This window comes from Paracoccus sp. pheM1, assembly GCF_018499825.1.
Taxonomy (GTDB): Bacteria; Pseudomonadota; Alphaproteobacteria; order Rhodobacterales; family Rhodobacteraceae; genus Paracoccus; species Paracoccus versutus.
The window spans coordinates 1270855-1295812 of the sequence record NZ_JAGXCX010000001.1 but is presented as its reverse complement, the minus strand read 5'-3'; the positions used below and the strand labels follow the sequence as shown (position 1 = coordinate 1295812).

Below are 24958 nucleotides of genomic sequence, written 5' to 3'. Positions count from 1 at the left end.
ACAGTGCCGTAAGCGCATCGTATCTTGAACGGACCTATGATGCCGTGACCGGGATACTCGGCGCCGAGGCCGAGGCGCGGACCGTCGGTCGCGCCACGCTGGGGCTGTTCTTCGTCGCCGTCACGCTGGACAGCGGCCATACCGGGCTGTGTGCCACGCCGCTGAAAGACATCCCCGAGGCGGTGTGCTGCCCCTCTTCGGCCATGGCGATGCCCTTTCCCGGCAAGCTGCGCGGCATGGGTGCGCTGCGGCTGGCGCAAGAGGCGCTGTCGCATGCGGGGTTGCGCCGCGCGCTCGGCATCGCGGCGCTGAATGCGCTGGCCCATATGGCGGCCGAGCGTCGCGGGCCCCAGGGTTATCGCGTCGTCGAAGATGCCGACGCCTTCGACATCGCCCGCATCCGGCCCGACGAGACGGCGGTCGTGGTCGGTGCCTTCGGCCCCTTCCTCAAGGCGCTGCGCGGCATCGGCGCGCGGCATTTCGTGCTGGAAAAGGATCCGGCCACCCTGCGCCCCAACGAGATGGAGCATTTCCGCCCCGCCGAAAGCTATCCCCGGATCGTGCCCCAGGCGGACGTGTTGCTGATCACCGGCACCACGCTCGTCAACGACAGCCTGCCTGGGCTGATCGCCTGCGCCCGCCCCGAGGCGCGGGTGGTGCTGGTCGGCCCGACCGTGCCGATGCTGCCCGACGCCTTTCTTGCTCGCCGGGGCATGATCCTGGGCACCGTGCGCGTCGCCGATGCCGATGCGCTGCACGAGGTGCTGGCGCAAGGCGGCTCGGGCTATCACTTCTTCGGAAAATACGCGCCCAAGATCGTTCTGGCGCAGGATTGAACGCAACGCTTGAAAGGACATGCAGATGAGCGACGATGCAAGGACCGTGACACTGACCAAGATGTGCCTGAAGCATGGCATCGGCATCCCGCGCGAAGGCGCCTTGGCGGCGCGCTTCCAGGCGGCCTTTCCGGCGGCGCATTACGACGACGAGGCCGGCGAATGGCGCATGGAATGGAAGAAGGGCGGCTTTGCCGAATCCAATGCCCGGCTCGAGGCGTTCTTCGCCGAAAGCGGGGTGAGCGTGGTCCATGTCGACAAGTGCTGAGCCGCCTGCTGCCCTCGGCTTACCCCGGATAGGCGCGCAACGAGATCAGCCGGTGATAGGCGATGGCGGCCGCCACCAGCGTCACCGTTCCCGCCAGGATCGGCACGGCCAGGAAGGACCAGCCCGCGCCGGCCAGGATCACCACCAGCGGATCGCCGCCCGCGGGCGGATGCAGGGTTCCGGTCAGCTGCATGACGGCGATGGCCAGGCGGGCCGGCAGGTGCCGGGCGATGTCGGGGCTTCCCTCCCTGGATGCCTCGGGGGTTGCACGAGGTGTCTTGTGGACAGGGCCGAGCCTGCATCCCGTCGCATGCAATCGCAAATCGGAGTTTTTCAACGATCCATAGACGGCTTCGATGATACCGCCCGGCGGCATGCGATTTTCCTGCGGTTCCGGCGGGTTGGGAGCGGGCTTCGCATCGGTCGCCAGCCAGTGCCGCGCCGCGAAACCTTGCTCAGCCGGGCGGGCTTGACAGCTGGCGCGGTTCCCATCACCCCGGCGAACGATATGTCCATATGGAAATAACGAATCGATGCGCCCAGCTTCCAGCGTCCTGCTTTCCCAAGGCCGCCTTGCCGACCGCACGCCCGGCGCCATTCCCGGCGCCCAGGCCGTCGCCGAAGCCTTGGCCGCGCAAACCGGGCTTTCCGTGCAGGCGGTCGGAACGCCTGCGCCGGCGGCCGAGGACGGCTGGCAGGACGCATTGCGCGAGGCCGGCCCCTGGCTTGGGCAGCTTGCCGACGCGGTCCGGCACCGCATCGGGACCGGCGAGCGCCCGCTGGTCGTCGCCAATACCTGCTCGGCCAGCATCGCCACCTTGCCGGCGGCGGCGCGGATGATCGACGGGCTGAACGTGCTTTGGGTCGATGCGCATGGCGATTTCAACACGCCGGCGACCACCGAGACCGGCTATCTTGGCGGCATGGCGCTGGCCGGGGCCTGCGGCCTGTGGCGGACCGGATATGGCGGCGAGGTGTCGCCCGCGCGCGTCGCCCTGTTGGCCGCCCGCGACATCGACCCGCCTGAAGAGGCCCTGTTGGTGCAGGCCGGCGTGCGGCGGTTTGCAGCGGGGGCCGAGCCGGAAACGGTGCTGGCCGCCCTGGGTGAGGGGCCGATCTGGTTGCATGTCGACTGGGACGCAATGGAGCCCGGCACGGTCCCTGCCGCCTATTCCGTTCCCGGCGGGCTTGTCCCCGACCGGCTGCGCGCCTTTCTTGCCGCCATCCCGCCGGAGCGCATCGCCGGGGTCGAACTCGCCGAATTCGAGATACCGGGGACGGCGCAAGCGGCGCAGGGGGCCATCGCGACCATCCTGGACATCGTCGGTCCGCTGCTTCCCGCCGGGCGATGAGCCTGGGCTAGCCGGCTTGCAGCCGGGCGAAGGCGCCCGAGACCCAGCGCGGCAGGATCTCCTCTGCGGTCAACGGCGCGAGGGGGATGTCGTCGCATGCCGGATCGACCCAGCGCGCCTCGGCGATCTCGGCGCCGGGGACGATTTCGACCCCCTCAGGCAGATGCAGCAGGAACAGGTCGGCGACCACCTGCCGGCCGGGCTCGTTCGCAGCACGGGCGCGAAACCGGCCCAGGGCGCGCATCTGCCCCGCATCCACCCGCAAGCCGGTTTCCTCGGCAAGCTCGCGGCACAGGGCGGCCGCGGCAGTTTCGCCGGCGCTGATCCTGCCGCCGGGCTGCTGGAAGGCGTGCGTTCCGGCCTTGCGCACCAGCAGCGTTCGGCCGTCCGGGCGCAGGACCAGTCCCGCTGCGATCATGATGTCCATCCGGCTCTCCATTCTTGATCCGACGGGGCCGGACCAGCCCGCCCGCATGGCAACGCCGCTGCGCCAGAGACCTTGCCGCCTTCGATCCACCATCCCCGTCCGGCGGGCGCAGCCGCTGGCCTCATGCGGCAAAGATCGCGTCGAGGATTTCCGCCTCGATGGCGGCCAGCTCGGGGCTGCCGCGGCGGGTCGGGCCGACGCGCAGGATCGCGGTTTCCTTCAGGATGCCGCCTTGCCCCAGCACGATGATGCGATCCGACAGCGCCACCGCTTCGGCCACGTCATGCGTGACCAGAACGGCGGTGAAGCCGGCGCGATCATGCATGTCGCGGATCAGGTTCTGCATGGTCAGCCGGGTGAGCGCATCCAGCGCGCCCAACGGCTCGTCCAGCAGCAGCAGGCCGGGATGGCTGACCAATGCGCGCGCCAGGGCCGCGCGCTGGCGCTGGCCGCCCGAAAGCTGCGCCGGCCAGAAATCCGCCTTGTCGGCCAGCTGCACCGAGGCAAGCGCCTCGGCCACCGCTTCGGGATCGGGGCCGCGGCGCAGCCCGACGGCGACATTGCCGGCGATGGTGGCCCAGGGCAGCAGGCGCGGCTCCTGGAACATGATGCGCAGCCGGTCGCCGGCCCGGTCCGCCGGCAGCCCGTCCACGCCGATGCTGCCCGAGCTGGGCTGGTCCAGCCCGGCGATCAGCCGCAGCAGGGTGGACTTGCCGCAGCCGCTCTTGCCGACGATGGACAGGAACTCGCCCGGCCGCACCTCGAGGTCGAGGTCGGCCAGCACCCGGTTGCCCGCGAAGCTGCGGCCCAGGTTGCAGGCCCGCACCGCCGCGCCGGCCCCGTCCGGCCGCAGCATGGGCGGGATGGTGATGGCGCGCGGCAGGATCTCAGTGATTGGCATAGGCGGGGCTCCATTTCAGGGCGCGCCGCTCCAGCGCGCGGGTCAGCGTGTCGGCCAGCTTGCCGAGAGCCGCGTAAAGCAGGATCGCCAGCACCACGACGTCGAGGATCATGAACTCGCGCGCCTGCATCGCCATGTAGCCCAGGCCCGACGAGGCCGAGAGCGTTTCGGCCACGATCAGCGTCAGCCACATGATGCCGAGGCCATAGCGCAGCCCGACGAAGATCGAGGGCAGGGCGCCCGGCAGCACGATGCGGCGAAACAGCGTGCGCCCGTTCATGCCATAGGCGCGGCCCATCTCGATCAGCTGCGGGTCGACGTTGCGGATGCCGTGCAGGGTGTTGAGATAGATGGGGAAGAACACGCCAAGCGCGACCAGGAACAGCTTTGCCCCCTCGCCGATGCCGAACCACAGGATGACCAGCGGGATGAGCGCCAGATGCGGGATGTTGCGAATCATTTGCAGCGTGGCGTCGGTCAGCAGCTCGCTGCGGCGCCAGACGCCGTTGGCGATGCCAAGCGCAAAGCCGATGCCGCCGCCCACGGCCAGCCCAGCCAGCGCGCGGGTGGCGGAAACGCCAAGGTGGTTCAGCAATTCGCCCGAGGCGGTCATCCGCACCGCCGTCGCCAGGATGGCCGAGGGGCGCGGCATCACCGTATCCGCGATCAGCCCGGCCGCGCCGGCGATTTCCCACAGGATCAGGATCGCCGCCGGCACGGCATAGGGCAGCAGCGCGGCGGGCTGCGGCAGGCTTGGCCGCCAGCCGGCCAGGCGCTGCACTTTCAGGGTTTCGGCAAGGCTCATGTCACGCTCCCTGCTTGGCGGCGGGCGTCCAGACGACCGAGGCGATGTCCAGCTGCCGGGGGATGATGCCCAGCTTGAAGAACTCGTCCGCAAGCTCCTGCTCATAGGCGACGTGCCTGGGCTCGATGAAGCCGACCAGCCCGAGGTCGCTGCCCTTGCGGGTCAGGAAGCGTTCCATCACCGATTCCGGCAGCCCGGTGGCCTTCGAGAGGGTGGCGATGGTGCCGGGCAGGTCGGCCTGGCCCTGCTTGCCCACGGCCTGCACCGTATCGATCAGCGTGGCGATCAGGTCCGGGTTGTCGCGGGCATAGTCGCCGTTGGCGGAATAGAAGTTGAACTCGGGCGCGAGCTGCTCGGTCGTGACCAGGACGCGGGTATTCGGGCGCGCCTCGGCCGAGGCGAAATAGGGATCCCAGATCGTCCAGGCCCCGATGGCGCCCGCGTCGAAGGCGGCGATGGCGTCCGGCGGCGACAGGTCCTGCGGCTTGATGTCGTCCAGCGTCAGCCCCGCCGTGCGCAGAAGCTTGATCGTCGCATAATGCGCCGAGCTGCCGCGCTTGAAGGCGACGGTCTGGCCCTTCAGATCCTCGACCTTCCGGATCGGGGAATCCTTGGGCACCAGGATGGCATGGCCTTCGCGCGAGCCCTGGCCCGCGCCGACAAAGACCAGGTTGCCGCGCGCGGCATGGGCAAAGATCGGCGGCACGTTGCCGGTATAGCCGAAGTCCAGCGCATTGGCCGACAGCGCCTCGAGCAGCGGCGGCCCCGAGGTGAACTCGGACCAGCTGACCCGGATGCCCTGGTCGGCCAGCGCCTGTTCAAAGGCGCCCGACCCCTTGACGAGGCCCAGAAGCCCGCCCTTTTGCCAGCCGACCCGCAGCTCCGTCGCGGGGGCGGCGCGCAGGATCGTCGGTGCGGCCAGCGCGGCAAGACCCAGGGCCAGCGTGGCGCGGCGCGAGAATGTGATGCTCATGACGATATCCTCTCAGAAGGCTTGCAGCAGCGGCGCGGGCTCGGCGGCCGGCTGGGGAACGGTATAGGGGGACAGGAAGGGTGCGAACTGTTCCACCGCCCGGTCCAGCCGGGCATGGGCGGCATCGTCGGCCAGCTTGCCGCCGGTGAATTCGCGGTCGGCGACATAGACGCCGGTGGCCAGCGTCTGCGCCTCGAAAAAGGCCATCAGCGGGCGCAGCTGGTGTTCGATCACCAGCGCATGGCGGTCGCCGCCGCCGGTCGCGGCCAGAAGCACGGGCTTGCCGGCCAGCATGTCGGGATCCAGGAGATCGAGGACATGCTTGAACAACCCGGCATAGCTGCCCTTGTGGACCGGGCTTGCGATCACCAGCGCGTCGGCATGGATCAGCTCGGTCAGATGCGACAGCGCCTCGGGGTCGAGGTCGCCGATGTGGCGAGCATGGCCCAGCGAGGGGCCCAGATCGGCAAGATCGAAGACATGGCCGACGGCGCCGAAGCGGTCGGCGGCCAGATCCACGGCGGTCTGGACCAGGGCACGGCTGCGCGAGGGCGCAGAAAGGCTGCCGGCAAAGCCGGTGATGGTCAGGGCGGTCATGATGATCTCCTGTTCTGTTCGGTCCCGATGGGTCAGGACAGAGGGGACGTGGGGCCGGCGACGGAGGGTCGTGTCGCCGCCGGGGGCAGGATAGGGCCGGGCAGGGCATGGCGGGCGATCTCGCGCGCGACCCGGACCTGGCGCACCGCGCCCGAGGCCAGCTGCGGCGCCAGCCGCCCGGCAACATGGCGGCCGCACCGCGCGGTCCGGACATGCGGATCGCCATTCGGCGCGGTCGCCTGCGGGTCCGGCAGGCCTGGATTCCCGGCCAGCCCGTCTGCGAAATCGGTGCGGATCTCGGGGTCGATCGGCATGCGAAGCGCGTTTCGCCGAGGCGCCGGGTCAGCGGCGGAATGGGCCGAGCCGCGGCCCGGTTCCGGCCGCGGCTCGGCCACGGTCAGGCGCACCGGCAGCCGCCTCCGCGCCGGTTGCCATGCCAGCACGGCGCCGGCGCGACCGTCCTGCGGGATGGCGATGCGCAGGGTCGCGGACATGGTCTCAGCCTCCAGCTGCGGCAAGGCGTGGCGCGGGCTGGGCCGGGCGATAGTCGTTGCCGACCGTCTCGCCAAAGGGGCCCATGTTGGCCGCAAGGCTGGCCTGCGGCAGCGGGTGTTCCAGCGGCAGCAGCGGCAGGACGCGTTCGCCGAAGCTGTAGGCCTCCTCCAGATGCGGATAGCCCGAGAGGATGAAGGTATCGATGCCGATGCGGCGATATTCGTCGATGCGCTCGGCCACGGTTTCGGCATCGCCGACCAGTGCCGTCCCGGCCCCGCCGCGCACCAGCCCGACACCCGCCCAGAGGTTCGGGCTGATTTCCAGCCTGTCGCGGCGCCCGCCATGCAGCGCGGTCATGCGCGCCTGACCGACCGAATCCATCCGCGCAAAGGTTTCCTGCGCCTTGGCTATGGTGGCGTCGTCCAGCCGGCTGATCAGTTGCTCGGCCGCCTGCCAGGCCTCGGCATTGGTGTCGCGCACGATGACATGCAGGCGGATGCCGAAACTGACCTCGCGCCCCTCGGCGTCGGCCAGCCGGCGCACGGATTCGATCTTGTCGCGCACCTGCGCCGGCGCCTCGCCCCAGGTCAGGTATTTGTCGATCTGCCGCGCCGCCACCTTGTTTGCCGCATCGGACGAACCGCCGAAATACAGCGGCGGGCCGTTCTTCTGCAGCGGGTCGAACAGCAGCTTGCCGTCGTCGATCTTGAGGTGCTTGCCGTGGTGATTCACCGTCTCGCCGGCCAGCAGCGCCTTGTAGACGTTCAGGAATTCCTCGGTCACTTCGTAGCGTTCGGCATGGCTCAGGTGGATGCCGTCGCCGGCGTTCTCGACCGGGTCGCCGCCGGTAACCACGTTGATCAGCAACCGCCCGCCCGACAGCCGGTCCAGCGTCGCGGTCATGCGCGCGGCCAGCGTCGGCGATTGCAGCCCCGGACGCACCGCGACCAGGAAGCGCAGCTTTTCGGTCTGCGAGGCCAGCGCCGCCGCCGTGACCCAACTGTCCTCGCAACTGCGGCCGGTGGGCAGCAGGACGCCGAAATAACCCAGGGAATCCGCGGCTTGCGCCACCTGGCGCAGATAGGGCATGTTGACCGCCCGGCCGCCTTCGGCCGTGCCAAGATAGCGGCTGTCGCCATGCGTCGGCAGGAACCAGAGCACGCGGATCTTGTCGGGGGTTGGAATGCTCATGTTGGGGTCCTTTCGCTGATATCACGGCCGGGCGCCGGGATGCCGGTCGTCCTTGCGACCCAAGAAAGCACTTAAATACGATCAGGCATATAGTGATTTGCGGTGAGATGGGAATTTGGGCTGAAACCAGCGTTTCGTGCAGCGGATTTGGAAGAATTCGCTAGAGAGGCGACGTCCGAGGGACTGATATTCTCTGTCCGGCGGGGCTTGGGATCGGCACGTCCAGAAGGAAGATGCTGCCCGAGGCAGTGGTGCGCATGATCGCCGCTTGTGCTGCCGCCGCGAATAGACGCCGACGCCTGCCATAAGCAGAAGCACCACCCCATCCGGCCGGCGACTGCGAGGAGCGTAGCCTGCGAGGCTTCGTCGCACGATGTGATGCTGGGCTTGGGCGCGAATGCATGGTGGTCGAGGGAACTTCGGACGGCAAAAATCGGAGAGCAACCGCTTTTCATGTGTCCGCTGCGGTTCTGGCCGATCAGAAACGCGCGGTTTCCCCGATTTCGGATAGCCGGCTAAGACCGATCTCACCACCCGATACCGCCAGCCGGTGGCTGGCGTTGCGCCTCACGAATCCCTCGTCATGGCAGACGAACAGCACCGTTCCGCCGGATTGCGTGAACTCGGTGATCGCGCGCTCAAGCCGGTGCTGATGACGGGGATCGAGGCCGCGTTGGGTTTCGTCGAGGATCAGCAGGCGCGGGCGATGGGCAATGGCGGCGGCCACGGCGGTCAGTCTGCGCGCGCCGTTGTGCTGGTCCAGCGGATGGGCGAGGGCCAGGGTCTCCAGCCCCAGTGCGGCCAGCGCCCGCAGGGCCAGCCCAGGCGGATCGGGCAGGCGATGAAGGCGGGGGGCCATCATCGCCTCGTCCAGCAGCGTGGCGGCAAGAAACTGTCGGTCGGAATTCTGGAGCACCATTCCCAGAACCGCCGCCAGTTCCTTCGGCTTCGCCCGGCCGACCTGCACGCCCGCGACCGTGATCCGGCCCTTCGAAGGCCGCTCCAGGCCGGCGATCAGCCGCATCAGCGTCGTCTTGCCCGCGCCATTGGGTCCGGTGATCGCGACGGCCGCCCCTTGCGGCAGGTCCAGCTCCAGCCCCCGGAACAGCGGCCTCGCCGGGCCGTGGGCGAAGTCCAGGTCGCGGATCGTGATCATGTCCGCGCTTGTCGCAGGGCGGGCGGCGAGTGGCGAGGGTTGCGGCATATCCTGGAACGGGTGCAGCCTGCCGTCGCGCAGCTGCATCAGCTGGAAACCCTGCGCGCGCCAGGCCCCTGCGCCGACGTCCAGCGCAAGCACCGACATGTCGGGCGCAAGCCGGGTCAGCCGCTGGGTCAGCCCCTCGCGCGCCTCGTGGTCCAGATCGGTCAGCGGCTCGTCCAGGATCAGCAGGGCAGGCCGCATCGCCAGCGCACCGGCGATGGCCAGTCGCTGCGTCTCGCCGCCCGACAGCCGCCTTGGATCGCGCAGGGCCAGGGCCGTCAGCCCCATCGCTTCCATGGCCGCCTTGACCCGGTCCAGGACCTGGCTGCGGGGCAGGCCAAGGTTTTCCGGCCCGAAGGCGATCTCGGCCCGGACCGTGGCCGCCCGGCCCGACCGTTGCAGGTCCGGCCTTTGCCCGACCAGTTGAACGGTCGCCACGCGCTCGGTCCCGGCCAGGGCAGACAGTGGCCGCCCCCGCCACAGCACGGCCTCGCTGCCGGCAAGGCCCGCGGCACAGCGGGCCAGCGTGGACTTGCCCGCCCCGTTGCCGGCGATCACCGCGACCCGGCCACCGGGCGGAAGGTCGAGGTCCAGCCCGTCGAGGACGGCTGGCCCGCCCGGCCAGGAAAAGCGCAGGCCCCGCAAAGACAGGCTCATGCCAGCATCCCCAGGATCAGGATGCAGGCGGCCAGCAGCGCCGAGGCCAGCCGCAGCCGGTATTGGCCCGGCGTGTCGGGCGGGGGCGCCAGCAACGTGCGGCAGGGTTGGCTGCGAAAGCCCCGTGCCTCCAGCATCTGCGCGCGCGGGGCTGCCTCGACCAGTTGCAGGCGGATCAGCGCGATGGCGATATGCGAGATCGCGCACAGGCGTTGCCGTGGTGATCCGCTCAGCGGCAACCCGCGCAGTTGCAGCGCATCGCGCAGCGCCGCCCCTTCCAGCGCCAGCCCCTGGGCCAGGCTCAGCGGCGCGGTCAGCAGATAGGCGATGCCAGAGGGCAGGCCCTTGTCCTCGAGCCCGTCGGCCAGCTCGCCGGGCGCGGTCGAGCCGACGATCATCAGCCCCGCCGCCAGCAGTGCGGCAAGGCGCAGCAGGATCATGCCCGCATGGGCAAGGCCGGCGGGATAGATGGCGACGGGGCCAAGGACGGTCGCCGGCCCCCGCGCGATCAGCAGGCCATGCACCAGAGCCAGCGCCAGGGCCACGGGCAGAAGCAGCAGCGCCATGCGGCGCAGCACGAAGCAGCCCAGCCCCGAGGCCGCCGCGACGGCAAGGCAGGCGAGGGTCGCGAATGCCAGGGCGGCCGGTCCTCCCACGGGCAGCAGCGCCAGGACCGGCAGGCAGAGCGCCAGCCGGGTCACGGGATGCAGCCGCCTCGGCGGGTCCGGCACGGCGGCCATACGGGTTCAGGCGCGGCTGTGGCGCAGGAATGGCCAGTCCCCGGCCATGCGCAAGGGCAGGCCGCGCAGGATCGCCCAGGCCAGCAGAGCGGTCACCACCTTGTCGGCAAGGTTCGAGGTGATCACGGTGATGAGGGTCGCGCCGAACAGGTCGCGCCCGGTTTGCAGCATCCATGCGGTGATGAAATCCGCGCCGCTGCCGGTCACGCCGCCGAACAGCCAGACCCGGATCGGCACGGCGACCAGCGACAGCGCAACGGCGATGACGACGCCCGAGATCACCGCCTGGACCGGGCCGCGGAACATGCCCGCTCGCGCCAGCAGCCCGGCGGCCAGGCCGATGACGCCCGCGACCGGGGCGAAGGCGGCCGCGGTCGGCGACAGGATCAGGCCCCAGATCAGGTTGGTGGCGACGCCGGTGATCAGCCCTGCCAGCGGCCCGGCCATGACCGCGACCACCATCGTCCCCAGGGCATCGAGGAAGATCGGCAGCTTGATCGCCTGGGCGATCTGGCCAAGGGCCATGTTCACCGCGATGCCGACCGCCATCAGGACCAGCATGCGGGTGGAAAACACTGGATTCATCGGGATGTTCCTTGATTGCTGCCCATCATGCGTCTTGCGTCACGACAAGTTCGTCATAGCCGGACAGGGGGCAGGACAGGCGGGTGAAGGCAAGCTCGGGCAGGGCCAGGACCACGATCTCGGCGGTGGTGTAGATGGCCGATCCCTCGGGCATCAGGTGCCCTCCGAAGCAGCGCCCCTCGCTGTCCGAGATGGTCAGGTGCAGATGCTCTCCTGCCGCGTCGATGGTGCCGACGAGAGAGGTGATCTCGAAATGGCCGGAATAGGCCGTCGCCTCGGGGCTGTTGGCATGGCGGATGCGGACATCGGTCAGGCTGCCGACGCAGGTCACGAGCGCCATCGCCCGTGTCCCCGATGCATCGAACGCCGCCCGCAGTCCGGCAGTCAGGTTTTCACCCGGCTTCAGGCGGAAGGCATGGAAAACGCCGGATGAAATCATGTCCATCTATCCTGCGCATTGATGCTGTTGACCACCTTCATCCCAGAAAAGACCATCTCCCTCAACAGGTTTTGCGGAATACGCGGCCGTTCGGGGCTACCGGGCCGATGCCTGGGCTTTTGCGCGAGCGTGTCGAATGCGGATCACCGGGTTGCCACCGGCATGGAGCAGGATGGCATCGGCCCCTTTCTCGATGGCCGCCCGGATGAATGCGCCCTGATGGGCCAGGAGGGTCGCGAGTATCCGAATCCTTGGCCCGATGCAGAGGCGGCATCCACTGGCCCGCTGCCTCTCGCAGATCGCTGAAGCACTGGAAACGGGGCGAGACTCTTCAATCGCGGGGACGGCCGGGAAGATCCGGGATCTCGCCCAGCCATGGCAGGGCAGAGCCGCACCAGATTTGCGATGTCGGGGTCAACTGGTCGCGCTGGTTCACGGTGCCGACGCGGATGCCGATCTCCTCTGTCTCCGCGCCCTCGCCGGTGGTGCAGATCGGAGAGCCGCATTCCGGGCAGAAGAACTGCCGCCTTCGCTTGCCGTTGTCCGCAACCTTGACAGAGCAGCGTGGAGCGGCGCCGGTCAGCCGGAACGCCTCGCGGGGGGACCGTGGCGGTCCCGCGAAAGGCGCTGCCGGCCAGCTGTTGGCAGTCGGTGCAATGGCAGATCGATACCCGCCCAGGGGCGATCTCTGCCTGGTAGGTGACATGGCCGCAATGGCAGCGCCCGTCGACTTTCATCCCTGTGCCCGCCTGTTCGTTGTGGCCTCTTCAGCCATCCTGCCGCTTGCGCCGGGCGATGGAAACCTCGGCCGCCTTGAAACCGGACCGGCGCGGCGAGGGGGGTCGAAGGCGCCTATGTCGCCCGTGGCCGCACCGCCCCGGCCACGGCAGCGGCGGCAAGGATCAGCGCCAGGACCAGCAGCATGGCCATGCGCAGCCCATATGTCTCGCCGATGAGCCCGAGCAGCGGAGGCCCGACCAGGAAGGCGATATAGCCGCAGATCGTGACCGTGCGCACCCGGCCGGTCGCATTTGGTCCCGATGCTGCTGCTGCCGAGATGGCGATGGGGAACCCCAGCGAGGCGCCAAGGCCCCACAGGACCACCGATGCCGCGGCCAGCGCCGGCACGGGCGCCAGGATCACCAACGCCAGCCCGGTCGCGCAAAGCGCCGCAGTCACGCGCATGACCGCCGCCGGACCATGGCGGCGCAGGAAGATCCCGCCCGCGAACCGGCCCAGCGTCATCGCCGCGGAAAAGCCCAGGTAGACCAAGGACCCGATGGCGGGCGAGAAGCCGTGCTCGTCCACCATCAGGATCGGCAGCCAGTCGTTTGCCGCCCCCTCGGCCAGGGCCACCGCCAGCACGACCAGGCCGATCAGGTAGAGCCGCGGATCGCGCCAATAGGCATCGTGGCGAAGGGCAGGGGCGGTGCCAGCTTTGGTCCTGCCGGCGGCAAGGCCGGTCCCTTCCGGTATCCAGCGGCCAAACCACAGGACCGGCGGCGCCGCGGCTGCGGCGACCAGGCCCAGATGCCATGCAACGGGCAGGTCGATCCGGGCAAGGGCTGTGCCGGCCAATGCCCCGAAGACGGTGCCCAGGCTGAAGCAGCCATGCAGCGCGTGCATCAAGGGACGGCCGGAAAGCCGCTCGACCTCCGCCCCCTCGACATTGATGGCGATCTCGCCGGCACCCATGCCCAGCCCGAAGAAGCATAGCCCCAGCGCAACCACCGGGGCGAGGCCCAAGCCGGTGCCCGCGGCCATGACCGCCACGCCGAAAAGCAGCAGCCAGGTGCCCGAGATCGCGACCTGCCTGGTTCCCCGGCGGCCCACCAGCATGCCGGCCAGCAGGATGCCGCACATCGACCCGGTCGAAAGGCCAAGCAGCACCAGCCCCATCTCGGCAAGCGAGGCGTCGATCCCGTCGCGAATGGCGGGCGTTCGCGTGACCCAGGACGCCAGCGCCACGCCGGGGATGAAGAAGAAGGCGAAAAGCGCGAGCCGCCGCCGCCTGAGGTCGCCGGTCATCGGCCGGGCTCCGTGCATGGGATTGCATTCGGGGGGCATATGGGCACAGGTTTCAGGCAAGGGGAAGCGGGCCCCGGGGGATTTCCCGTGGGAGAGCCCGCGACCGGGGCCGGTGCGCTGGATCGCTGCCCTCTGCGACCCGGCACCTGCGCCAAGGGCGAGTTGCCGCTGAGCCAGAGCTTCCGGCATCAGGACATTCTCGGCAACGCTGATACTGGGCGGCTGGTCTGGGAGGCCAAGATTGCCCGCCGCCGCGTGGTGTTGGAAATCTCGGGGGTCGGCTGGATCCACGGCCTCAACCTCCTTGCGCCGGACCGCGGTCCTTAACAGGTCGCTGAAATAGTCGTGAAATTGGGGCGGGTTCCCGATGTTTACGCAATTCAGCGTCCGGTGCCGAGTTGGTTTCGGCAGGAGACATGCCTGCCCGCCATTGCCCCGATCACGGCGCTGAAGGCGCTGATCGGCAGCCCCAGCTACGCCCACAAGGGCTGGGTCTGGGAACAATACGACACCCAGGTCGGCGCCGACACCATCCGCCGCCCCGGCCTGGGCGCCGGCGTGGTGCGGGTGCATGGCACGAAGAAGGCGCTGGCCTTCACCAGCGACGTGACCCCGCGCTATGTCCGGGCGAACCCCTATGAGGGCGGCAAGCAGGCGGTGGCCGAGGCTTACCGCAACCTGACCGCCTGCGGCGCCCTGCCGCTGGCCACCACCGACAACCTGAACTTCGGCAACCCGGAAAAGCCCGAGATCATGGGCCAGCTGGTCGGCGCCATCAAGGGCATCGGCGAGGCCTGCGCGGCGCTGGATTTCCCCATCGTCTCGGGCAACGTCTCGCTTTACAACGAGACCGACGGCAAGGGCATCCTGCCCACGCCCACCATCGGCGGCGTCGGGCTGATCGCCGACCTGGACGGGCTGATCGCCGGCCTGCCGGCCGAGGGCGACCTGGCGCTGGTCATCGGCGAGACGCGGGGCCACCTGGGCCAGTCGGCGCTGGCCGCCGAGGCCTTCGGCATCGAGGCCGGCGACGCGCCGCCCGTGGACCTGGCCGCCGAGCGCCGCAATGGCGAATTCCTGCGCGCGCATGGCGGGCTGGTCCGGGCCGCGGCCGACCTGTCGGATGGCGGGCTGGCGCTGGCGGCCTTCGAACTGGCCGAGGCGGCAGGCCTGGGCGTGACGCTGGACAGCGCCGGGATCGCCCAGCTTTTCGGCGAGGACCAGGCGCGCTACCTGGTCGCCTGCACCGCCGGGAACGCGGCCAAGCTGGCCGAGGCGGCCGCGGCGGCCGGCGTGCCGCTGGCGACGGCCGGCAGCTTCGGCGGCGAGACGGTGGTCCTTGGCGGCGATACCGTACCCCTGGCCGAGCTGTCGCAGCTTTATCGCACCGCCTTCGAGAAAAGCCTGAACCTGGAACTCGCCTGAGCCCGGAAAGCGGCCCTTGGCCGCTGCCTCCGGCGGGGAGTATTTGGGGAACAGAGAAAGCGCTAGCCGGCGGTTTCGTCGTGCCGGCGCCGGCCCCTCGCAGGCTGCTGCATGCGACAGGAGAGCTTGGGCCGGGGACCGGGAAAGTCGCCTCGATTCTGTCGGAAATGCCCGGTTTTCAGGCCGGTCGCCGCCGAATCCAGAACGAATTCCGCCACGGCGCCCCGTCAAAACCCTTTTTTCAGCGGCCTGTTCTCATGATCGCTGTCAATCCTTTATTCCATGGCACTTATTCCGGTTTGACGGGGTGCGCCGTGATGTGGATGCGCATGGCAGGAGGCGGAACCGAGACGACGGTTGAGCAGCTCTCATGCGCGGGTTGGTCGACCCCCATGACGTGGTTTCGTCCTGGGGCTGCCTTGGTCTAGGGATCGGGCATCGACAGTGTCGGCCCATAACAGGGCACGAGGGTTCCTCACCGTGTTCCACCCCCGGCTTTGCGCATCAGCCTGCCGGAGGAATGTCCTTTCCTCCACGCATTCTGTCCGGCGGTGTGGGCCGGAGCCGCCGTCACCATCTTTGCGATCGCCCAGATGAAGCCAGCCATCTCGCGCACGATGGCCCTGGTGACCACCACCTTGGCTTTTCCTGCCGCAACCAGATGGCGGGATCGCTGGCACATCCGCAGTTGCCCCCTCCAGGCGGTGTCGCGAACCGTCGCCGGAAGTGCTTCGAGCCGGTCGTGCGGCTTGCGGCTGACACGCATCTGCATGCGACAGCTCCAGGCTCCCTCGATCAGCGCCCTGCGCGCGAGACCACTGCCTGCCTTGGTGATCCCGCCGCGGCGCACCGAGGAACCGCTGGAATGCTCCGAGGACGCGAGGCCGAGATAGGCCATCAATTGCCGCGGGGTGCCAAAGCGGCGGAAGTCGCCGACCTCGGCCACCACGGTTACGGCGACGATGAACCCGACACCGCGCATCGCCTGAACGGCTTCCACGACGGGCGCGAGGCTCCAACTCGCCAGAAGCGCCGCAATTTGCCCCGTCAACCGCTCCACCCGCGCCTCGGCATCAGCGACCGCGTCGATGTAATCCTGCAGAACGATCTGTTGCGCCGGATGCGTGAAGCGCACCAGCGCGAGCCAGCGCCGATAGGCTCCGGTCCAGCCCTTCCTGCCAGGATAGATCCGGCCGTGGCGCAGCAGAAAGCCCTAGATTCTGGCGCGCCTTGCCAGTGACGCGCATCGCCGCCCGTGCCCGGACCAGGTCGCGCATTGCCTCATGGGCTGCATCCGGCACCCAGACCGCCGTCAGCTCACCCGCCCGGTGGAGCTTGGCCAGCATCAGCGCATCGCGGCGATCCGTCTTCGCCCGGTCCCCGGCCTTCAGCGGGATCAGCGAGGGCGCGACCACGATGCAGTCATGCCCCATCTCGACCAACTGGCGGTGGAGGCCATAGCCGCAGGGGCCAGCCTCATAGCAAAACCGCAGCCGTGTCCCGCTGGCCGAAAGCTTCTCGATCAGTTTGCGGACATGATCGGGACGATGCGGCGCGGTCCCCCAGTGGCGGACCTCGCCACCGCGTTTGCCCCGCGCAACCGCAACAGATATCGTCGCCTTGCGGACATCAGGCCCGATGAACACGTTATTCTGCATTCGGCCTCTCCCCCCAATCCCTGAAGCTCGGCGCAAGCCCGTCTGGTGCAACCCTCGAACGGAGAAGGTCGCAGGAGAGACCACCAGCCCAGGCAACTCAAACCGCGATATGGGGGGCTAGGTTTGGCACGGATTCCCAAGTGATCGAGGTACTCGCCCAATCTTGGCGGAATATGCTGGTCGAACCCCTGCGTAAACGCAAAATGTGAACTGGCATGAACGCCATCGTTGTGGCCGAGGTGATGACGCCGCTCTATCGACGCTGGCTGGACACCATGCCCGACTCCGAAGCGGCGCTGTCGCGCATCACCGAACGCATCCCGCTGGGCCGGCGGATGACGACCGCAGGGGAAATTGCCGATTGCTGCCTGTTCCTGCTCTCGGACCGGGCCAACCACATGACGGGTCAATGGCTGTTCCCCGACGGCGGCTATAGCCATCTTGACCGGTCTGTCTGACCGGCCGCTCCAACGTGGTGATCCGCACCTCATATTCCGCCACCGGTTTGGCGGCCGCCCCGTCTTCATCAAGGCTCCCGCTTTCGCCGTTTCGATTCGGATGCGGATCAGGCTGCGCAAAAGGTCGTGGCGACGGTCAAGCGCATGGAGCGTCGCTTCGCGATCGTCTTCAATATCCCGCATTGTGCCCTTCTGGTGATCCCGAAGCATCATGACCGTCGGCGTAAGAGGGCAGTTTTGAGGCCCGACTCGATTTTTGTGGTGCCATCAGGTGGAATGCTGCAGGCGCGTAAGCAGCATACATTTGCCGTTTCAGCAGCTTCAGCCGATTTACCTGCCCTTCGGTCTGGCTGTTGGCAAAGACCCTAGCCTGATGTGCGATGGGGGGAATTTGGTGTCGCGGCCACGATCGCGTCGCACGAATGCGATGTGCTGTCGCACTAATCCAACGGTAAGAGAGTGATGCTCCCTTGATATGCGTCAATGCACATCGACGGCGAATGGCTAGACTGGCGTCTGAAGCTGCTTCCCAGCAAGAGGACATCACCGATATGACATTCACCAGGCAGAGCATCGTTTCGGCATTCGTTATTTCTACCCTGCTCGGGACAACGGCCGGTTTCGCGATGGCCCAAACCACGCCGCCGAACATCGAGGTGAAAGCTCCCGCTGGCATTTATAAGCTTGATCTCACGCATGCGGTATTACTCTGGTCGGTCAAGCACAACGGGATTTCCAATTATACGGCACGTTTCAACGATATCGAAGCTGCATTGAAGCTCGATCCGACAAAGATCGAGGATTCCTCGATTGAAGTCACCATTGACCCGAAGTCCGTCGAAACTGGATATCGTGGCAACTACAAGGCTACGCATGCAGATTCCGGTTTTGAAACCTGGGACGAAGAAGTTGCTCGCTCGCCGAAGTTTCTGAACGGTGACACTTATCCTACGATCGCGTTCAAGTCGACAAAAGTGATGCCTACGGGGCCAACAACCGCAGACGTCACGGGCGATCTCAGTTTCCTCGGCGTCACCAAGTCCGTAACGCTCAAGGCAACATTCAACGGTGAGATCGAAAAACACCCTTTCAGGGACGTCCCAACTGTAGCGTTTGCGGCTGAGGGTGTATTTGATCGTACCGAATTTGGCCAACCGAAGGGGTCAGTCGGTCCCGAAATCACCATCCGCTTTGATGGCGAATTCATTCAGGATACGGTCGCAAATTAGACCTGCCAATTGCGCAGATCGCATCGACGGCCGGAGTCGATGCGATCTGTCTTTGAAGTTCGCCCTGACCGGTTGACGCAATCTTTCTCGTGGGGATCGGGCGCAAATGCCGAAGGCTCGCGCGCCCTCGGGCCCAGTTCCAGATCTCGCCCAACTCATCGGCGTTCGCGGTTCTCGGGCCGCAAGCCCGCACGCCACCCGCAGCCGCTGCGACCAGCGCCGCATTCGAGGGGGCAAGTGTGCCGTCCGTCGGATGGAGATCGTGCCCGAAGCTGCCCGCCGCGCCGTGCGCCGGCGCCGATCCAGGCGGCCTCGCGGCGGCCGGAGGCGCATAACCTGCTGTGCAGCCGTGCTTTCCTTTCCCCTGACCGTGTTTCAGCTCTGTTTCCTGCCCTTGATCGCTGGCAGGGATCTGGTCAGCGGCACCGCCTCGACGCCATAGCAGTCTGCAAGGCTGACAGGCATCGCTGCGATGCAGCCAAGGCCGAAGTTCAGCCCATGAAATGGTGAAGCGATCAACCCGACGCTGCCTCGCAGCAATTGCAGACCATGTATCCTGCCAGGGACATCCGCCTGCGACTGAAGGCCGGTCGTAATCATCGAACCCTCTAATACGCTTTCAGCGAGGCGGGCGCATAGTCGATGGCCGCGTTCTTGGTCAGCCCGTTCACCGCATGTTTCGAGGCGACATAGGAAGGCGTGCCGCCAAAGCCGCGCAGCCCGACAACCGAGGCGACGTTGACGATGCTGCCGCCGCGGCCCTGGGCCAGCATCTGCCGCAGCTCGGCGCGCAGCGAGCGGAAGGTGCCGGTCGCGTTCACCCGCATCACCACGTCCCAATAGTCGTCGCTGGCCTCGTCGATGCGCGCCATGACCAGGTCCTTCTGGCTGGCATAGTCGATGGGATCGCCCGGAAAGATCGCGTCCATCACCCCGGCATTGTTCAGCGCGCAGTCCAGCCCGCCGAAATGCCCGACCGCCGCCTGCACCATGGCGTCGCAGACCGCGGTTTCCGAGATGTCGCCCTGCACGAAAGCCGCCTTGCCGCCCTCGGACAGGATCGCGTCGATCACCGCCTGCCCCTCGTCGGCGATCCAATCCACGCCGACGACATTCGCGCCTTCGCGTGCCAGCCGCATCGCCGCCAGGCGCCCCATGCCGCGGGCGCAGCCAGTGACCAGCGCAGTCTTGCCGGCGAAGCGGCCCGGAACGAAATAATCCTCGGGGACCGGCACGATGTTCTGCCGCCCAGGCAGGGCCGGGTCCGCCGGATCCCAAGGCATCGCATAGGCGCCAAGGGTCGTGGGCATGGCCGCCGGTTGCGCGGTCTCGGCCGCAAGCGGGCTGGCCAGACCGCCGGTCATGGCCGCCGCGCCAAGGACTTTCAGCAGCGCGCGACGCTCGAGGTTTTCAGCGCTGTCATGCGGTTCACTCATCGGTATTCCTCGTTTCTGTGGTGATGGAGGGGATCGGCCGCTCGCTCGGAAGGCGTAGCGGACGAAGGCCATGACGCTGAGCCAGTCCTTGGCGCTGCCGCCAAGCGCGGCCTTGGCGGCCGATCCCGGCACGGTGTAGGCGACATGGCCGTGGATGTAGGTGTTCTTCGACTTGAACCACTTGACCGTGACATTGGCCTCGTAGCCCGGCTCGTCATCGCTCAGCACGGAGAGCGCCGGATTGCCGCCGATATTGTTCAGTTCGTCGGCCCGGAACGCCCAGAACTGCGGCACCACCTCGATGCGCGGCGACATCTTGAAGCGGGCCTGGATGTGATGGGCGACGACATTGCTGTCCTGCACCACCTTGAAATGGTTGGCGCCCTGCACCCATTGCTCGCCCGTGCCGCCCGAGAGCAGCGGATCCCAACGCTCATAGGCGGAGGTGGCGGGATCGTCGCCCGAAAAATAGGACACCCGATAGCTGATCGTCGGCGCCCAGCGGGCATCGGCGAAATGATAGCCGAGTTCCGCCCAGCCCGCGCGTGCGTCCATGTCTAAGTTGCGGTTGGTCTGACGGGCGATTTAGGCCCCGAAGAACGGCCCCGAGGCGCCCGCCGGGTTGGGTTGATAGGCAAGGCGCAGATCATGCACCCGCAGCCCTTCGCGGCTGCCGGCGACAGAGCCGTCCGGCCCGAAGTAATTGGCGCCGGATTTCGGTACCGCCAGATAGCTGGCGCCCAGCGACAGCCCGGACAAGGGCGTTGCCTCCAGGTTCAGGCCGCCGATCCGGGTGTCGGTGTCCAGCAGCGGCAATTCGTCGGGGTCCAGATAGAACGCCTCGAGCTTCACGTCGTTATGGGCGATCTGGCCCAGCGCCAGCAGATCCGAGGACCAGCGCGCATTGGCCTGGAGTGCGGCCCGCTCGCCGCCATTCGCTGCGGTGTTGGCGATCAGGAAGCCGTTGGCCAGGGTAAAGCGCTGGCGTCCGGCGGTCAGGTTGAAGACCAGCCGGTTGCCCCGCCCGTCCACATGCCCGCCAACGATGCCCAGATAGGCGTCCTCGACCTGGGTGTGGCTGCGGGTCTTGTCGGTGAACAGCTCCTGTCCTTGCGACCAGGTGGTCATGGCGCTGAGCCCGCCATAGAACGACAGCCCTTCGCCCAAGGGGGTGATGCCGTAGAAGCCGTAATGCAGATAGGCTTCGGCCCAGTGGTCATAGCCGCGGCCGGCGGCCTTGCCCTGCATCAGCGGATTGCCGGCCAGCATCAGGTCGGGCCGGCCATACCAGGCATTGTCATTGCCGTAATACAGGCTGAAGGCGTCGAGCTTGAACCGCAGATAGGTTCCGTCCCGGTCCATCAGGATCGGAAAATCGCGCCGGTCCCCGGTCAGGCCATGCCGCGGCCGGCATCCGGCTGGGCATCCTCTCGCAGCGTGACCAGGACGCTCACCTCGACGCCGCCCGCGGCCGAGGGCAAGGTCTCGTGATCGAGCGTGGCGATCCCCGCGATGTCTCGTCGGCAAGAGCCTATTGGCTCTTACGGGTCGGTGCCCAAAAGCTGGCTGCTCTGCGTCTCGATCCAATCGCGGGCATGGCTGATGAAGGCGCGGTGCAATCGGGTGCGCTCGGTTCCCTTGCCCATCATCAGGCCCAGGGTCATGGGCCGCGGCCTGCCGGTAAGGGGGATGAAGCGCATGGGCTTGCCGTCCGGCGCCACGTCATGCAGCGGCCGGACATTCACGATGGAATAGCCGAAGCCGTTGGCGACAAGGCTGCGCATCACTGCCATGTCCCGTGTCCGCTCGGCGATATTGGCGCGCAGCCCGGCCTTGGCAAAGAAGGACAGGAAATAATCCGAGCTCAGCGGCAGGTCGAGCAGGACCATCGGATAGGGGGCAAGCTGCTGGACCGAGACCTCGGACAGCTCCGCCAGCGGGTGGTCCTCGCTGATGGCGACCAGCGGCGGCAATGCGACGATCGGGAAGAACAGCAGATCGGCCGGCAGGTCGAGGTCATAGCTCAGCGCCAAGTCGATCTTGGCCTGGCGCAGCAGGCTGAAAAGCTCGGCCTGGTCGGCCTCGACCTGCGAGATGCGGACCTCGCCGTGCTGCTCGACAAAGCTGCGCCGCAGGCCGGGCAGGACGATCTGGGCGAAGGTGCTGAGACAGCCGATCGCCAGCGGGCCGCGGATCGAACCGGACAGATCCCCCGCGAGATCGCGCAGAGCCGCCGCCTGGCGCAGCACCGTCTGCGCATGATCCAGCAATTTGCGCCCCGCCAGCGTCGGCGTCAGCCCCTGCGCATGATACCGGACGAAAAGCTTGACCCCAGCTCCTCCTCGAGTTGCGAGATCCCGGCCGAGATCGAGGGCGACGAGACATTCACCTGCTGCGAGGCGGCGGCGATGCTGCCGGTTTCTCCCACGGCGACAAAATATTCCAGTTGCCGCAGCGTATAACGAAGGGGCATGTTTCTTCCGGCTCGGTGTTGGCATCGTGGCGAAAGCCTTCGCCGCCGTCCTTGCGCCATCGGCTGGAGGCCCGCGCAGACGTGGCCGGAGTATTGCCCCAAAACAACCGGCGCCGCAAGCAATGTGGCATGATGACGCACCAAAGTCGCATGGAAATCCCGCCCTCCCAAGCGCTGCCAAGGGCAATGCGCGACGGGCCCGGCCGGGCCGGGGGCGGAGCTTCGACCGGATGGGCGGTCATGCGGCATGGCTGGCGGCCGCACGGGCCCCCAGCCACAGGGGTTCACTCGTCGCCGGGCACGCCGTAGGAGGGCGCAGCGCGCGGGTCCAGCGCACGCTGGACATAGGCGTCGAGTTGCGGCTTGTAGATCTCCCACAACCGGGCCACGGCCTCGATCGGGCACGCCTCGGTCCAGTCGCAGCGCAGATCGGCCACAGGCCAGCTGACCTTGTCCACGATCATCATGCCCGCCGAATGCACCGGGCCTGCTTCGCCTCCGGCGGCGAGCCCGGCGCGCATCGCGGCGATCAGCCGGTCGCCGATATGGCCCGAGGCCGCCAGATAGCCCTCGACGATGGCCTGCGGCACGCCGTCATTGGCCAGAAGGTTGCCACCGGAGGCGACGTTTTCCGATTGTGCCTGCGTCCAGATGCCCAGCGAGTTCGGCCCGGAATGGATCGCCGTCATGCCGTTGCGGTCCACGGCCAGGACCTGCCGGTATTCGATGAACCGCCCCCGCCGCCGGACCTCGGCCACGGCATCGGCCGCCGAGAGGCCGCCTGCCATCAGGTCCAGCGCCAGAGGGCCGAGCGCGGGATCGGTCACGTTCTGAGAGGCGACCGCGCCCACGCCCGCGCGGGCATGGGAGCAGCGCGCCGCCACCGCTGGCGAGGACGAGGATATGGCGATGCCGAACATGCCGGTCTCGGGGCAGCGCGCCACCAGCGAGAAGGTCATCGTCTTACTCCGGGATGACGGCGGTGCCGTCGATCTCGACCAGCCATTCCGGCCGCGCCAGCGCCTGCACCACCAGCCCGGTCGAGACCGGATGCACGCCGCGGAGATATTCGCCCATGGTGCGATAGACCGCTTCGCGGTGCCGTACGTCGGTGATATAGACGACGACCTTGACCAGATGCTCCATCTGGCCGCCGGCCTCCTCGATCAGCTGCCGGATGTTCTGCATGACCTTGTGGGTCTGCTCGACCGGATCGTGGCTGTCGATGTTGCGGGCCGTGTCCAGGTCCTGCGGGCACTGGCCGCGCAGCCAGACGATGCGGCCGCCCTGGGTGACGACCGCCTGGCAGAGATCGTTGTCGAGCCGCTGCTCGGGATAGGTGTCCTTGGTGTTGAATTTGCGGATGCGGGTGTGGGCCATCCTGGTCTCCATGGCTGTGGCGCGCATCGTCAGGGCGCCGGTTGAAAGGGCTCTCCGACTTGCTGCCGGCAAGGGATCGGCGGGGATCGCATGGTCAGGCCTCTTGCAGCATCCGCTGGGCCTTGCCCTGGTATTCGCTATACTTGCGCTGGATCGTGATCTGCTCGGCAATATGGCGGGCATCGTGCCAGACACCCCAGATGAAGCTGGAGCCGCGCCGCGACTGCCAGGGCAGCCCCAGGAAATACAGCCCCGGCTCGATCGAGACGCCGCGCTGGTGGATCGGGCGGCCGCGTTCGTCAAAGGCATCGGCCTTGATCCAGCCGAAATCCACCGCAAAGCCCGTGGCCCAGATGACGGTCGCGATGCCCGCATCGGCAAGGTGCAGGTCCGGGATCGGCTTCGTCACGCAGTCCGGGTCGGGCTCGCGCCTGCGGGCTTCGGGATCCTCGGGCAGGTCAAGGCCGTTGCGGCGGATATAGGCATCGGCCTCGTCCAGCAAGGAAAGGTAGTTCTCGTCGCCCCGGTCGAGATTCTGGCGCAGATCCGGGGCAAAGCTCAGGCGGTCGTCGCGATAGGCTTCGGTCCTGCCCAGCAGCACCATGCCTTGATTGCCCAGGCGGCGGAAATCCACCGTCTCGCCGCCGCGCGCGCCGCTGACGGCGATGGTGACATGCTCGGTGCCCGGCGCCGGGGCGGCCATGTCCCATTTGCCGAGCACGCCCAGCCACCAGCAGAAATCCCGGCCGCGATAGGCGCGCGGCGGCCGGTCATGCGGGCCGACCGACAGATAGACCCTGCGCCCCGCCCGCAGCAGTTCATCGGCGATCTGCACGCCCGACGATCCCGCGCCGATCACCAGCACCGCCCCCTCGGGCAGCTGTGCCGGGTTGCGATAGGTGCTGGAATGGATCTGCATGAGGCCGGCGTCGTCGGGGACCAGAGGGGGAATGATCGGTTTCTGAAACGGGCCGGTGGCCGCGACGATGCGCTCGGCCTCGATCACGCCTTGCGAGGTGGTGACTGTGAAGCCGGGACGACCCGCATTGCGGCGCACCGCGCGCACCTCGACGCCGCAGCGGATCGGGGCGTTGATTTTCCTGGCATAGGCCGCGAAGTAATCGGCCACCTCTTCCTTGGCGACGAAGCCGTCGGGATCGCCCGCAAACTCCATGCCGGGAAAGCGATCATGCCAGGCGGGGCCGTTGGCGACCAGGGAATCCCAGCGTTCCGAGCGCCAGCGCTCGGCGATCCGACCGCGTTCGAGAACCAGATGCGGCACGCCGGCCTCGCCCAGATGCTCGCTCATCGCGACGCCGGCCTGACCGGCGCCGACAATCAGCGTGTCGATCTTCTCAACTGACATTCTTGCGTCCTTCCGTGGATTTCAGGGGTTCTGGCGGC

General features: G+C 67.7%; 26 protein-coding genes and 2 pseudogenes. 6 read left to right on the top strand and 22 right to left on the bottom strand.

All coding sequences use genetic code 11. The features are described 5' to 3' along the window. Window positions 1-44: 44 nt before the first annotated feature. Both KF941_RS06470 and KF941_RS06465 read left to right on the top strand, forming a co-directional pair. The gene (locus KF941_RS06470; protein WP_214272861.1) at window positions 45-836 is read left to right on the top strand and encodes a DUF364 domain-containing protein; all 792 of its coding nucleotides are present in this window, start codon (window positions 45-47) and stop codon (window positions 834-836) included. A gap of 25 nt (window positions 837-861) precedes the next feature. Beyond that, window positions 862-1104: a hypothetical protein gene (locus tag KF941_RS06465; protein WP_214272860.1), complete on the top strand. Its 243-nt coding sequence runs from the start codon at window positions 862-864 to the stop codon at window positions 1102-1104. 19 nt (window positions 1105-1123) lie between these two features. Here KF941_RS06465 and KF941_RS28295 read toward each other — a convergent pair whose 3' ends face one another. Next, complete coding sequence (locus KF941_RS28295) at window positions 1124-1480, bottom strand: HPP family protein (protein ID WP_276315845.1); 357 nt, start codon at window positions 1478-1480, stop codon at window positions 1124-1126. A 157-nt stretch (window positions 1481-1637) separates the two neighbouring features. On the opposite strand from KF941_RS28295, the gene KF941_RS06455 reads away from it, so the two are divergent. After that, a complete protein-coding gene (locus tag KF941_RS06455; protein ID WP_214272859.1) occupies window positions 1638-2456 on the top strand; it encodes an arginase family protein in 819 nt (272 codons plus the stop codon). A gap of 7 nt (window positions 2457-2463) precedes the next feature. Here KF941_RS06455 and KF941_RS06450 read toward each other — a convergent pair whose 3' ends face one another. The 12 genes from KF941_RS06450 to KF941_RS06390 all read right to left on the bottom strand — a co-directional run bounded on the left by KF941_RS06450 (window position 2464) and on the right by KF941_RS06390 (window position 13495). Beyond that, a complete protein-coding gene (locus tag KF941_RS06450) occupies window positions 2464-2883 on the bottom strand; it encodes an NUDIX domain-containing protein (protein WP_214272858.1) in 420 nt (139 codons plus the stop codon). Between the two features lie 121 nt (window positions 2884-3004). Continuing rightward, entirely contained in the window at window positions 3005-3784 is a 780-nt protein-coding gene (locus KF941_RS06445) for an ABC transporter ATP-binding protein (RefSeq protein ID WP_214272857.1), read from the bottom strand. Continuing rightward, on the bottom strand, window positions 3771-4589 hold the full coding sequence (locus KF941_RS06440; protein WP_214272856.1) for an ABC transporter permease subunit: 819 nt from the start codon (window positions 4587-4589) through the stop codon (window positions 3771-3773). The genes KF941_RS06445 and KF941_RS06440 overlap by 14 nt, the downstream gene beginning before the upstream one ends. A gap of 1 nt (window position 4590) precedes the next feature. Then, window positions 4591-5562, bottom strand: coding sequence for an aliphatic sulfonate ABC transporter substrate-binding protein (locus KF941_RS06435; protein ID WP_214272855.1), 972 nt, complete (start codon window positions 5560-5562; stop codon window positions 4591-4593). 12 nt (window positions 5563-5574) lie between these two features. Beyond that, window positions 5575-6159: an NAD(P)H-dependent oxidoreductase gene (locus KF941_RS06430; RefSeq protein WP_214272854.1), complete on the bottom strand. Its 585-nt coding sequence runs from the start codon at window positions 6157-6159 to the stop codon at window positions 5575-5577. A 32-nt stretch (window positions 6160-6191) separates the two neighbouring features. After that, window positions 6192-6653: a hypothetical protein gene (locus KF941_RS06425; protein ID WP_214272853.1), complete on the bottom strand. Its 462-nt coding sequence runs from the start codon at window positions 6651-6653 to the stop codon at window positions 6192-6194. 4 nt (window positions 6654-6657) lie between these two features. Beyond that, window positions 6658-7821 (bottom strand): FMNH2-dependent alkanesulfonate monooxygenase, encoded by a 1164-nt coding sequence (gene ssuD / locus KF941_RS06420; protein WP_346428990.1) that lies wholly within the window; start codon window positions 7819-7821, stop codon window positions 6658-6660. Between the two features lie 502 nt (window positions 7822-8323). Next, entirely contained in the window at window positions 8324-9703 is a 1380-nt protein-coding gene (locus KF941_RS06415; RefSeq protein WP_214272851.1) for an ABC transporter ATP-binding protein, read from the bottom strand. After that, window positions 9700-10443 carry an energy-coupling factor transporter transmembrane component T gene (locus tag KF941_RS06410; RefSeq protein ID WP_214272850.1) on the bottom strand — a complete coding sequence of 248 codons (744 nt, stop codon included), beginning with the start codon at window positions 10441-10443 and terminating at the stop codon, window positions 9700-9702. The genes KF941_RS06415 and KF941_RS06410 overlap by 4 nt, the downstream gene beginning before the upstream one ends. Before the next feature lie 6 nt (window positions 10444-10449). After that, the gene (locus KF941_RS06405; protein ID WP_214272849.1) at window positions 10450-11028 is read right to left on the bottom strand and encodes an ECF transporter S component; all 579 of its coding nucleotides are present in this window, start codon (window positions 11026-11028) and stop codon (window positions 10450-10452) included. A gap of 25 nt (window positions 11029-11053) precedes the next feature. Continuing rightward, complete coding sequence (locus KF941_RS06400; RefSeq protein ID WP_214272848.1) at window positions 11054-11467, bottom strand: DUF296 domain-containing protein; 414 nt, start codon at window positions 11465-11467, stop codon at window positions 11054-11056. Window positions 11468-12319: 852 nt separating this feature from the next. Next, complete coding sequence (locus KF941_RS06390) at window positions 12320-13495, bottom strand: MFS transporter (protein WP_214272846.1); 1176 nt, start codon at window positions 13493-13495, stop codon at window positions 12320-12322. A 420-nt stretch (window positions 13496-13915) separates the two neighbouring features. Between KF941_RS06390 and KF941_RS06380 the strand changes: the two are divergent. Then, window positions 13916-14920: pseudogene (locus KF941_RS06380) on the top strand (AIR synthase related protein); the annotation flags it as partial. A gap of 475 nt (window positions 14921-15395) precedes the next feature. Here the strand turns inward: KF941_RS06380 and KF941_RS06375 are convergent. Next, window positions 15396-16578: pseudogene (locus KF941_RS06375) on the bottom strand (IS110 family transposase). A gap of 215 nt (window positions 16579-16793) precedes the next feature. On the opposite strand from KF941_RS06375, the gene KF941_RS06370 reads away from it, so the two are divergent. Both KF941_RS06370 and KF941_RS06365 read left to right on the top strand, forming a co-directional pair. Next, window positions 16794-17036 (top strand): SDR family oxidoreductase, encoded by a 243-nt coding sequence (locus KF941_RS06370; protein WP_214272845.1) that lies wholly within the window; start codon window positions 16794-16796, stop codon window positions 17034-17036. A gap of 500 nt (window positions 17037-17536) precedes the next feature. Then, window positions 17537-18265 carry a YceI family protein gene (locus tag KF941_RS06365; RefSeq protein WP_214272844.1) on the top strand — a complete coding sequence of 243 codons (729 nt, stop codon included), beginning with the start codon at window positions 17537-17539 and terminating at the stop codon, window positions 18263-18265. A gap of 375 nt (window positions 18266-18640) precedes the next feature. On the opposite strand, the gene KF941_RS06360 is transcribed toward KF941_RS06365, so the two are convergent. From KF941_RS06360 to KF941_RS06330, 8 genes are all read right to left on the bottom strand, one after another. Next, window positions 18641-18865 (bottom strand): hypothetical protein, encoded by a 225-nt coding sequence (locus KF941_RS06360; protein ID WP_214272843.1) that lies wholly within the window; start codon window positions 18863-18865, stop codon window positions 18641-18643. Between the two features lie 8 nt (window positions 18866-18873). Beyond that, window positions 18874-20256, bottom strand: coding sequence for an SDR family oxidoreductase (locus KF941_RS06355; RefSeq protein WP_214272842.1), 1383 nt, complete (start codon window positions 20254-20256; stop codon window positions 18874-18876). 30 nt (window positions 20257-20286) lie between these two features. Beyond that, the gene (locus tag KF941_RS06350; RefSeq protein ID WP_214272841.1) at window positions 20287-21063 is read right to left on the bottom strand and encodes a hypothetical protein; all 777 of its coding nucleotides are present in this window, start codon (window positions 21061-21063) and stop codon (window positions 20287-20289) included. A 179-nt stretch (window positions 21064-21242) separates the two neighbouring features. Next, window positions 21243-21971 (bottom strand): LysR substrate-binding domain-containing protein, encoded by a 729-nt coding sequence (locus tag KF941_RS06345; RefSeq protein ID WP_346428970.1) that lies wholly within the window; start codon window positions 21969-21971, stop codon window positions 21243-21245. A gap of 23 nt (window positions 21972-21994) precedes the next feature. Further along, on the bottom strand, window positions 21995-22174 hold the full coding sequence (locus KF941_RS28525) for a LysR family transcriptional regulator (protein ID WP_346428969.1): 180 nt from the start codon (window positions 22172-22174) through the stop codon (window positions 21995-21997). A 284-nt stretch (window positions 22175-22458) separates the two neighbouring features. After that, a complete protein-coding gene (locus tag KF941_RS06340) occupies window positions 22459-23133 on the bottom strand; it encodes a DUF1028 domain-containing protein (RefSeq protein WP_214272840.1) in 675 nt (224 codons plus the stop codon). Window positions 23134-23137: 4 nt separating this feature from the next. Further along, a complete protein-coding gene (locus KF941_RS06335; RefSeq protein WP_036760737.1) occupies window positions 23138-23554 on the bottom strand; it encodes a RidA family protein in 417 nt (138 codons plus the stop codon). A gap of 94 nt (window positions 23555-23648) precedes the next feature. Further along, window positions 23649-24920, bottom strand: coding sequence for an NAD(P)/FAD-dependent oxidoreductase (locus KF941_RS06330; RefSeq protein ID WP_214272839.1), 1272 nt, complete (start codon window positions 24918-24920; stop codon window positions 23649-23651). Window positions 24921-24958 lie beyond the last annotated feature (38 nt).

Bases quoted from the DNA above. Each gene is read 5' to 3' on its own strand.
- KF941_RS06465 (WP_214272860.1), top strand. From the start codon at position 862: ATGAGCGACGATGCAAGGACCGTGACACTGACCAAGATGTGCCTGAAG.
- KF941_RS28295 (WP_276315845.1), bottom strand. From the start codon at position 1,480: ATGCCGCCGGGCGGTATCATCGAAGCCGTCTATGGATCGTTGAAAAAC.
- KF941_RS06455 (WP_214272859.1), top strand. From the start codon at position 1,638: ATGCGCCCAGCTTCCAGCGTCCTGCTTTCCCAAGGCCGCCTTGCCGAC.
- KF941_RS06450 (WP_214272858.1), bottom strand. From the start codon at position 2,883: ATGGACATCATGATCGCAGCGGGACTGGTCCTGCGCCCGGACGGCCGA.
- KF941_RS06445 (WP_214272857.1), bottom strand. From the start codon at position 3,784: ATGCCAATCACTGAGATCCTGCCGCGCGCCATCACCATCCCGCCCATG.
- KF941_RS06440 (WP_214272856.1), bottom strand. From the start codon at position 4,589: ATGAGCCTTGCCGAAACCCTGAAAGTGCAGCGCCTGGCCGGCTGGCGG.
- KF941_RS06435 (WP_214272855.1), bottom strand. From the start codon at position 5,562: ATGAGCATCACATTCTCGCGCCGCGCCACGCTGGCCCTGGGTCTTGCC.
- KF941_RS06430 (WP_214272854.1), bottom strand. From the start codon at position 6,159: ATGACCGCCCTGACCATCACCGGCTTTGCCGGCAGCCTTTCTGCGCCC.
- KF941_RS06425 (WP_214272853.1), bottom strand. From the start codon at position 6,653: ATGTCCGCGACCCTGCGCATCGCCATCCCGCAGGACGGTCGCGCCGGC.
- KF941_RS06415 (WP_214272851.1), bottom strand. From the start codon at position 9,703: ATGAGCCTGTCTTTGCGGGGCCTGCGCTTTTCCTGGCCGGGCGGGCCA.
- KF941_RS06410 (WP_214272850.1), bottom strand. From the start codon at position 10,443: ATGGCCGCCGTGCCGGACCCGCCGAGGCGGCTGCATCCCGTGACCCGG.
- KF941_RS06405 (WP_214272849.1), bottom strand. From the start codon at position 11,028: ATGAATCCAGTGTTTTCCACCCGCATGCTGGTCCTGATGGCGGTCGGC.
- KF941_RS06400 (WP_214272848.1), bottom strand. From the start codon at position 11,467: ATGATTTCATCCGGCGTTTTCCATGCCTTCCGCCTGAAGCCGGGTGAA.
- KF941_RS06390 (WP_214272846.1), bottom strand. From the start codon at position 13,495: ATGACCGGCGACCTCAGGCGGCGGCGGCTCGCGCTTTTCGCCTTCTTC.
- KF941_RS06370 (WP_214272845.1), top strand. From the start codon at position 16,794: ATGAACGCCATCGTTGTGGCCGAGGTGATGACGCCGCTCTATCGACGC.
- KF941_RS06365 (WP_214272844.1), top strand. From the start codon at position 17,537: ATGGCTAGACTGGCGTCTGAAGCTGCTTCCCAGCAAGAGGACATCACC.
- KF941_RS06360 (WP_214272843.1), bottom strand. From the start codon at position 18,865: ATGATTACGACCGGCCTTCAGTCGCAGGCGGATGTCCCTGGCAGGATA.
- KF941_RS06355 (WP_214272842.1), bottom strand. From the start codon at position 20,256: ATGGACGCACGCGCGGGCTGGGCGGAACTCGGCTATCATTTCGCCGAT.
- KF941_RS06350 (WP_214272841.1), bottom strand. From the start codon at position 21,063: ATGGACCGGGACGGAACCTATCTGCGGTTCAAGCTCGACGCCTTCAGC.
- KF941_RS28525 (WP_346428969.1), bottom strand. From the start codon at position 22,174: ATGCCCCTTCGTTATACGCTGCGGCAACTGGAATATTTTGTCGCCGTG.
- KF941_RS06340 (WP_214272840.1), bottom strand. From the start codon at position 23,133: ATGACCTTCTCGCTGGTGGCGCGCTGCCCCGAGACCGGCATGTTCGGC.
- KF941_RS06335 (WP_036760737.1), bottom strand. From the start codon at position 23,554: ATGGCCCACACCCGCATCCGCAAATTCAACACCAAGGACACCTATCCC.
- KF941_RS06330 (WP_214272839.1), bottom strand. From the start codon at position 24,920: ATGTCAGTTGAGAAGATCGACACGCTGATTGTCGGCGCCGGTCAGGCC.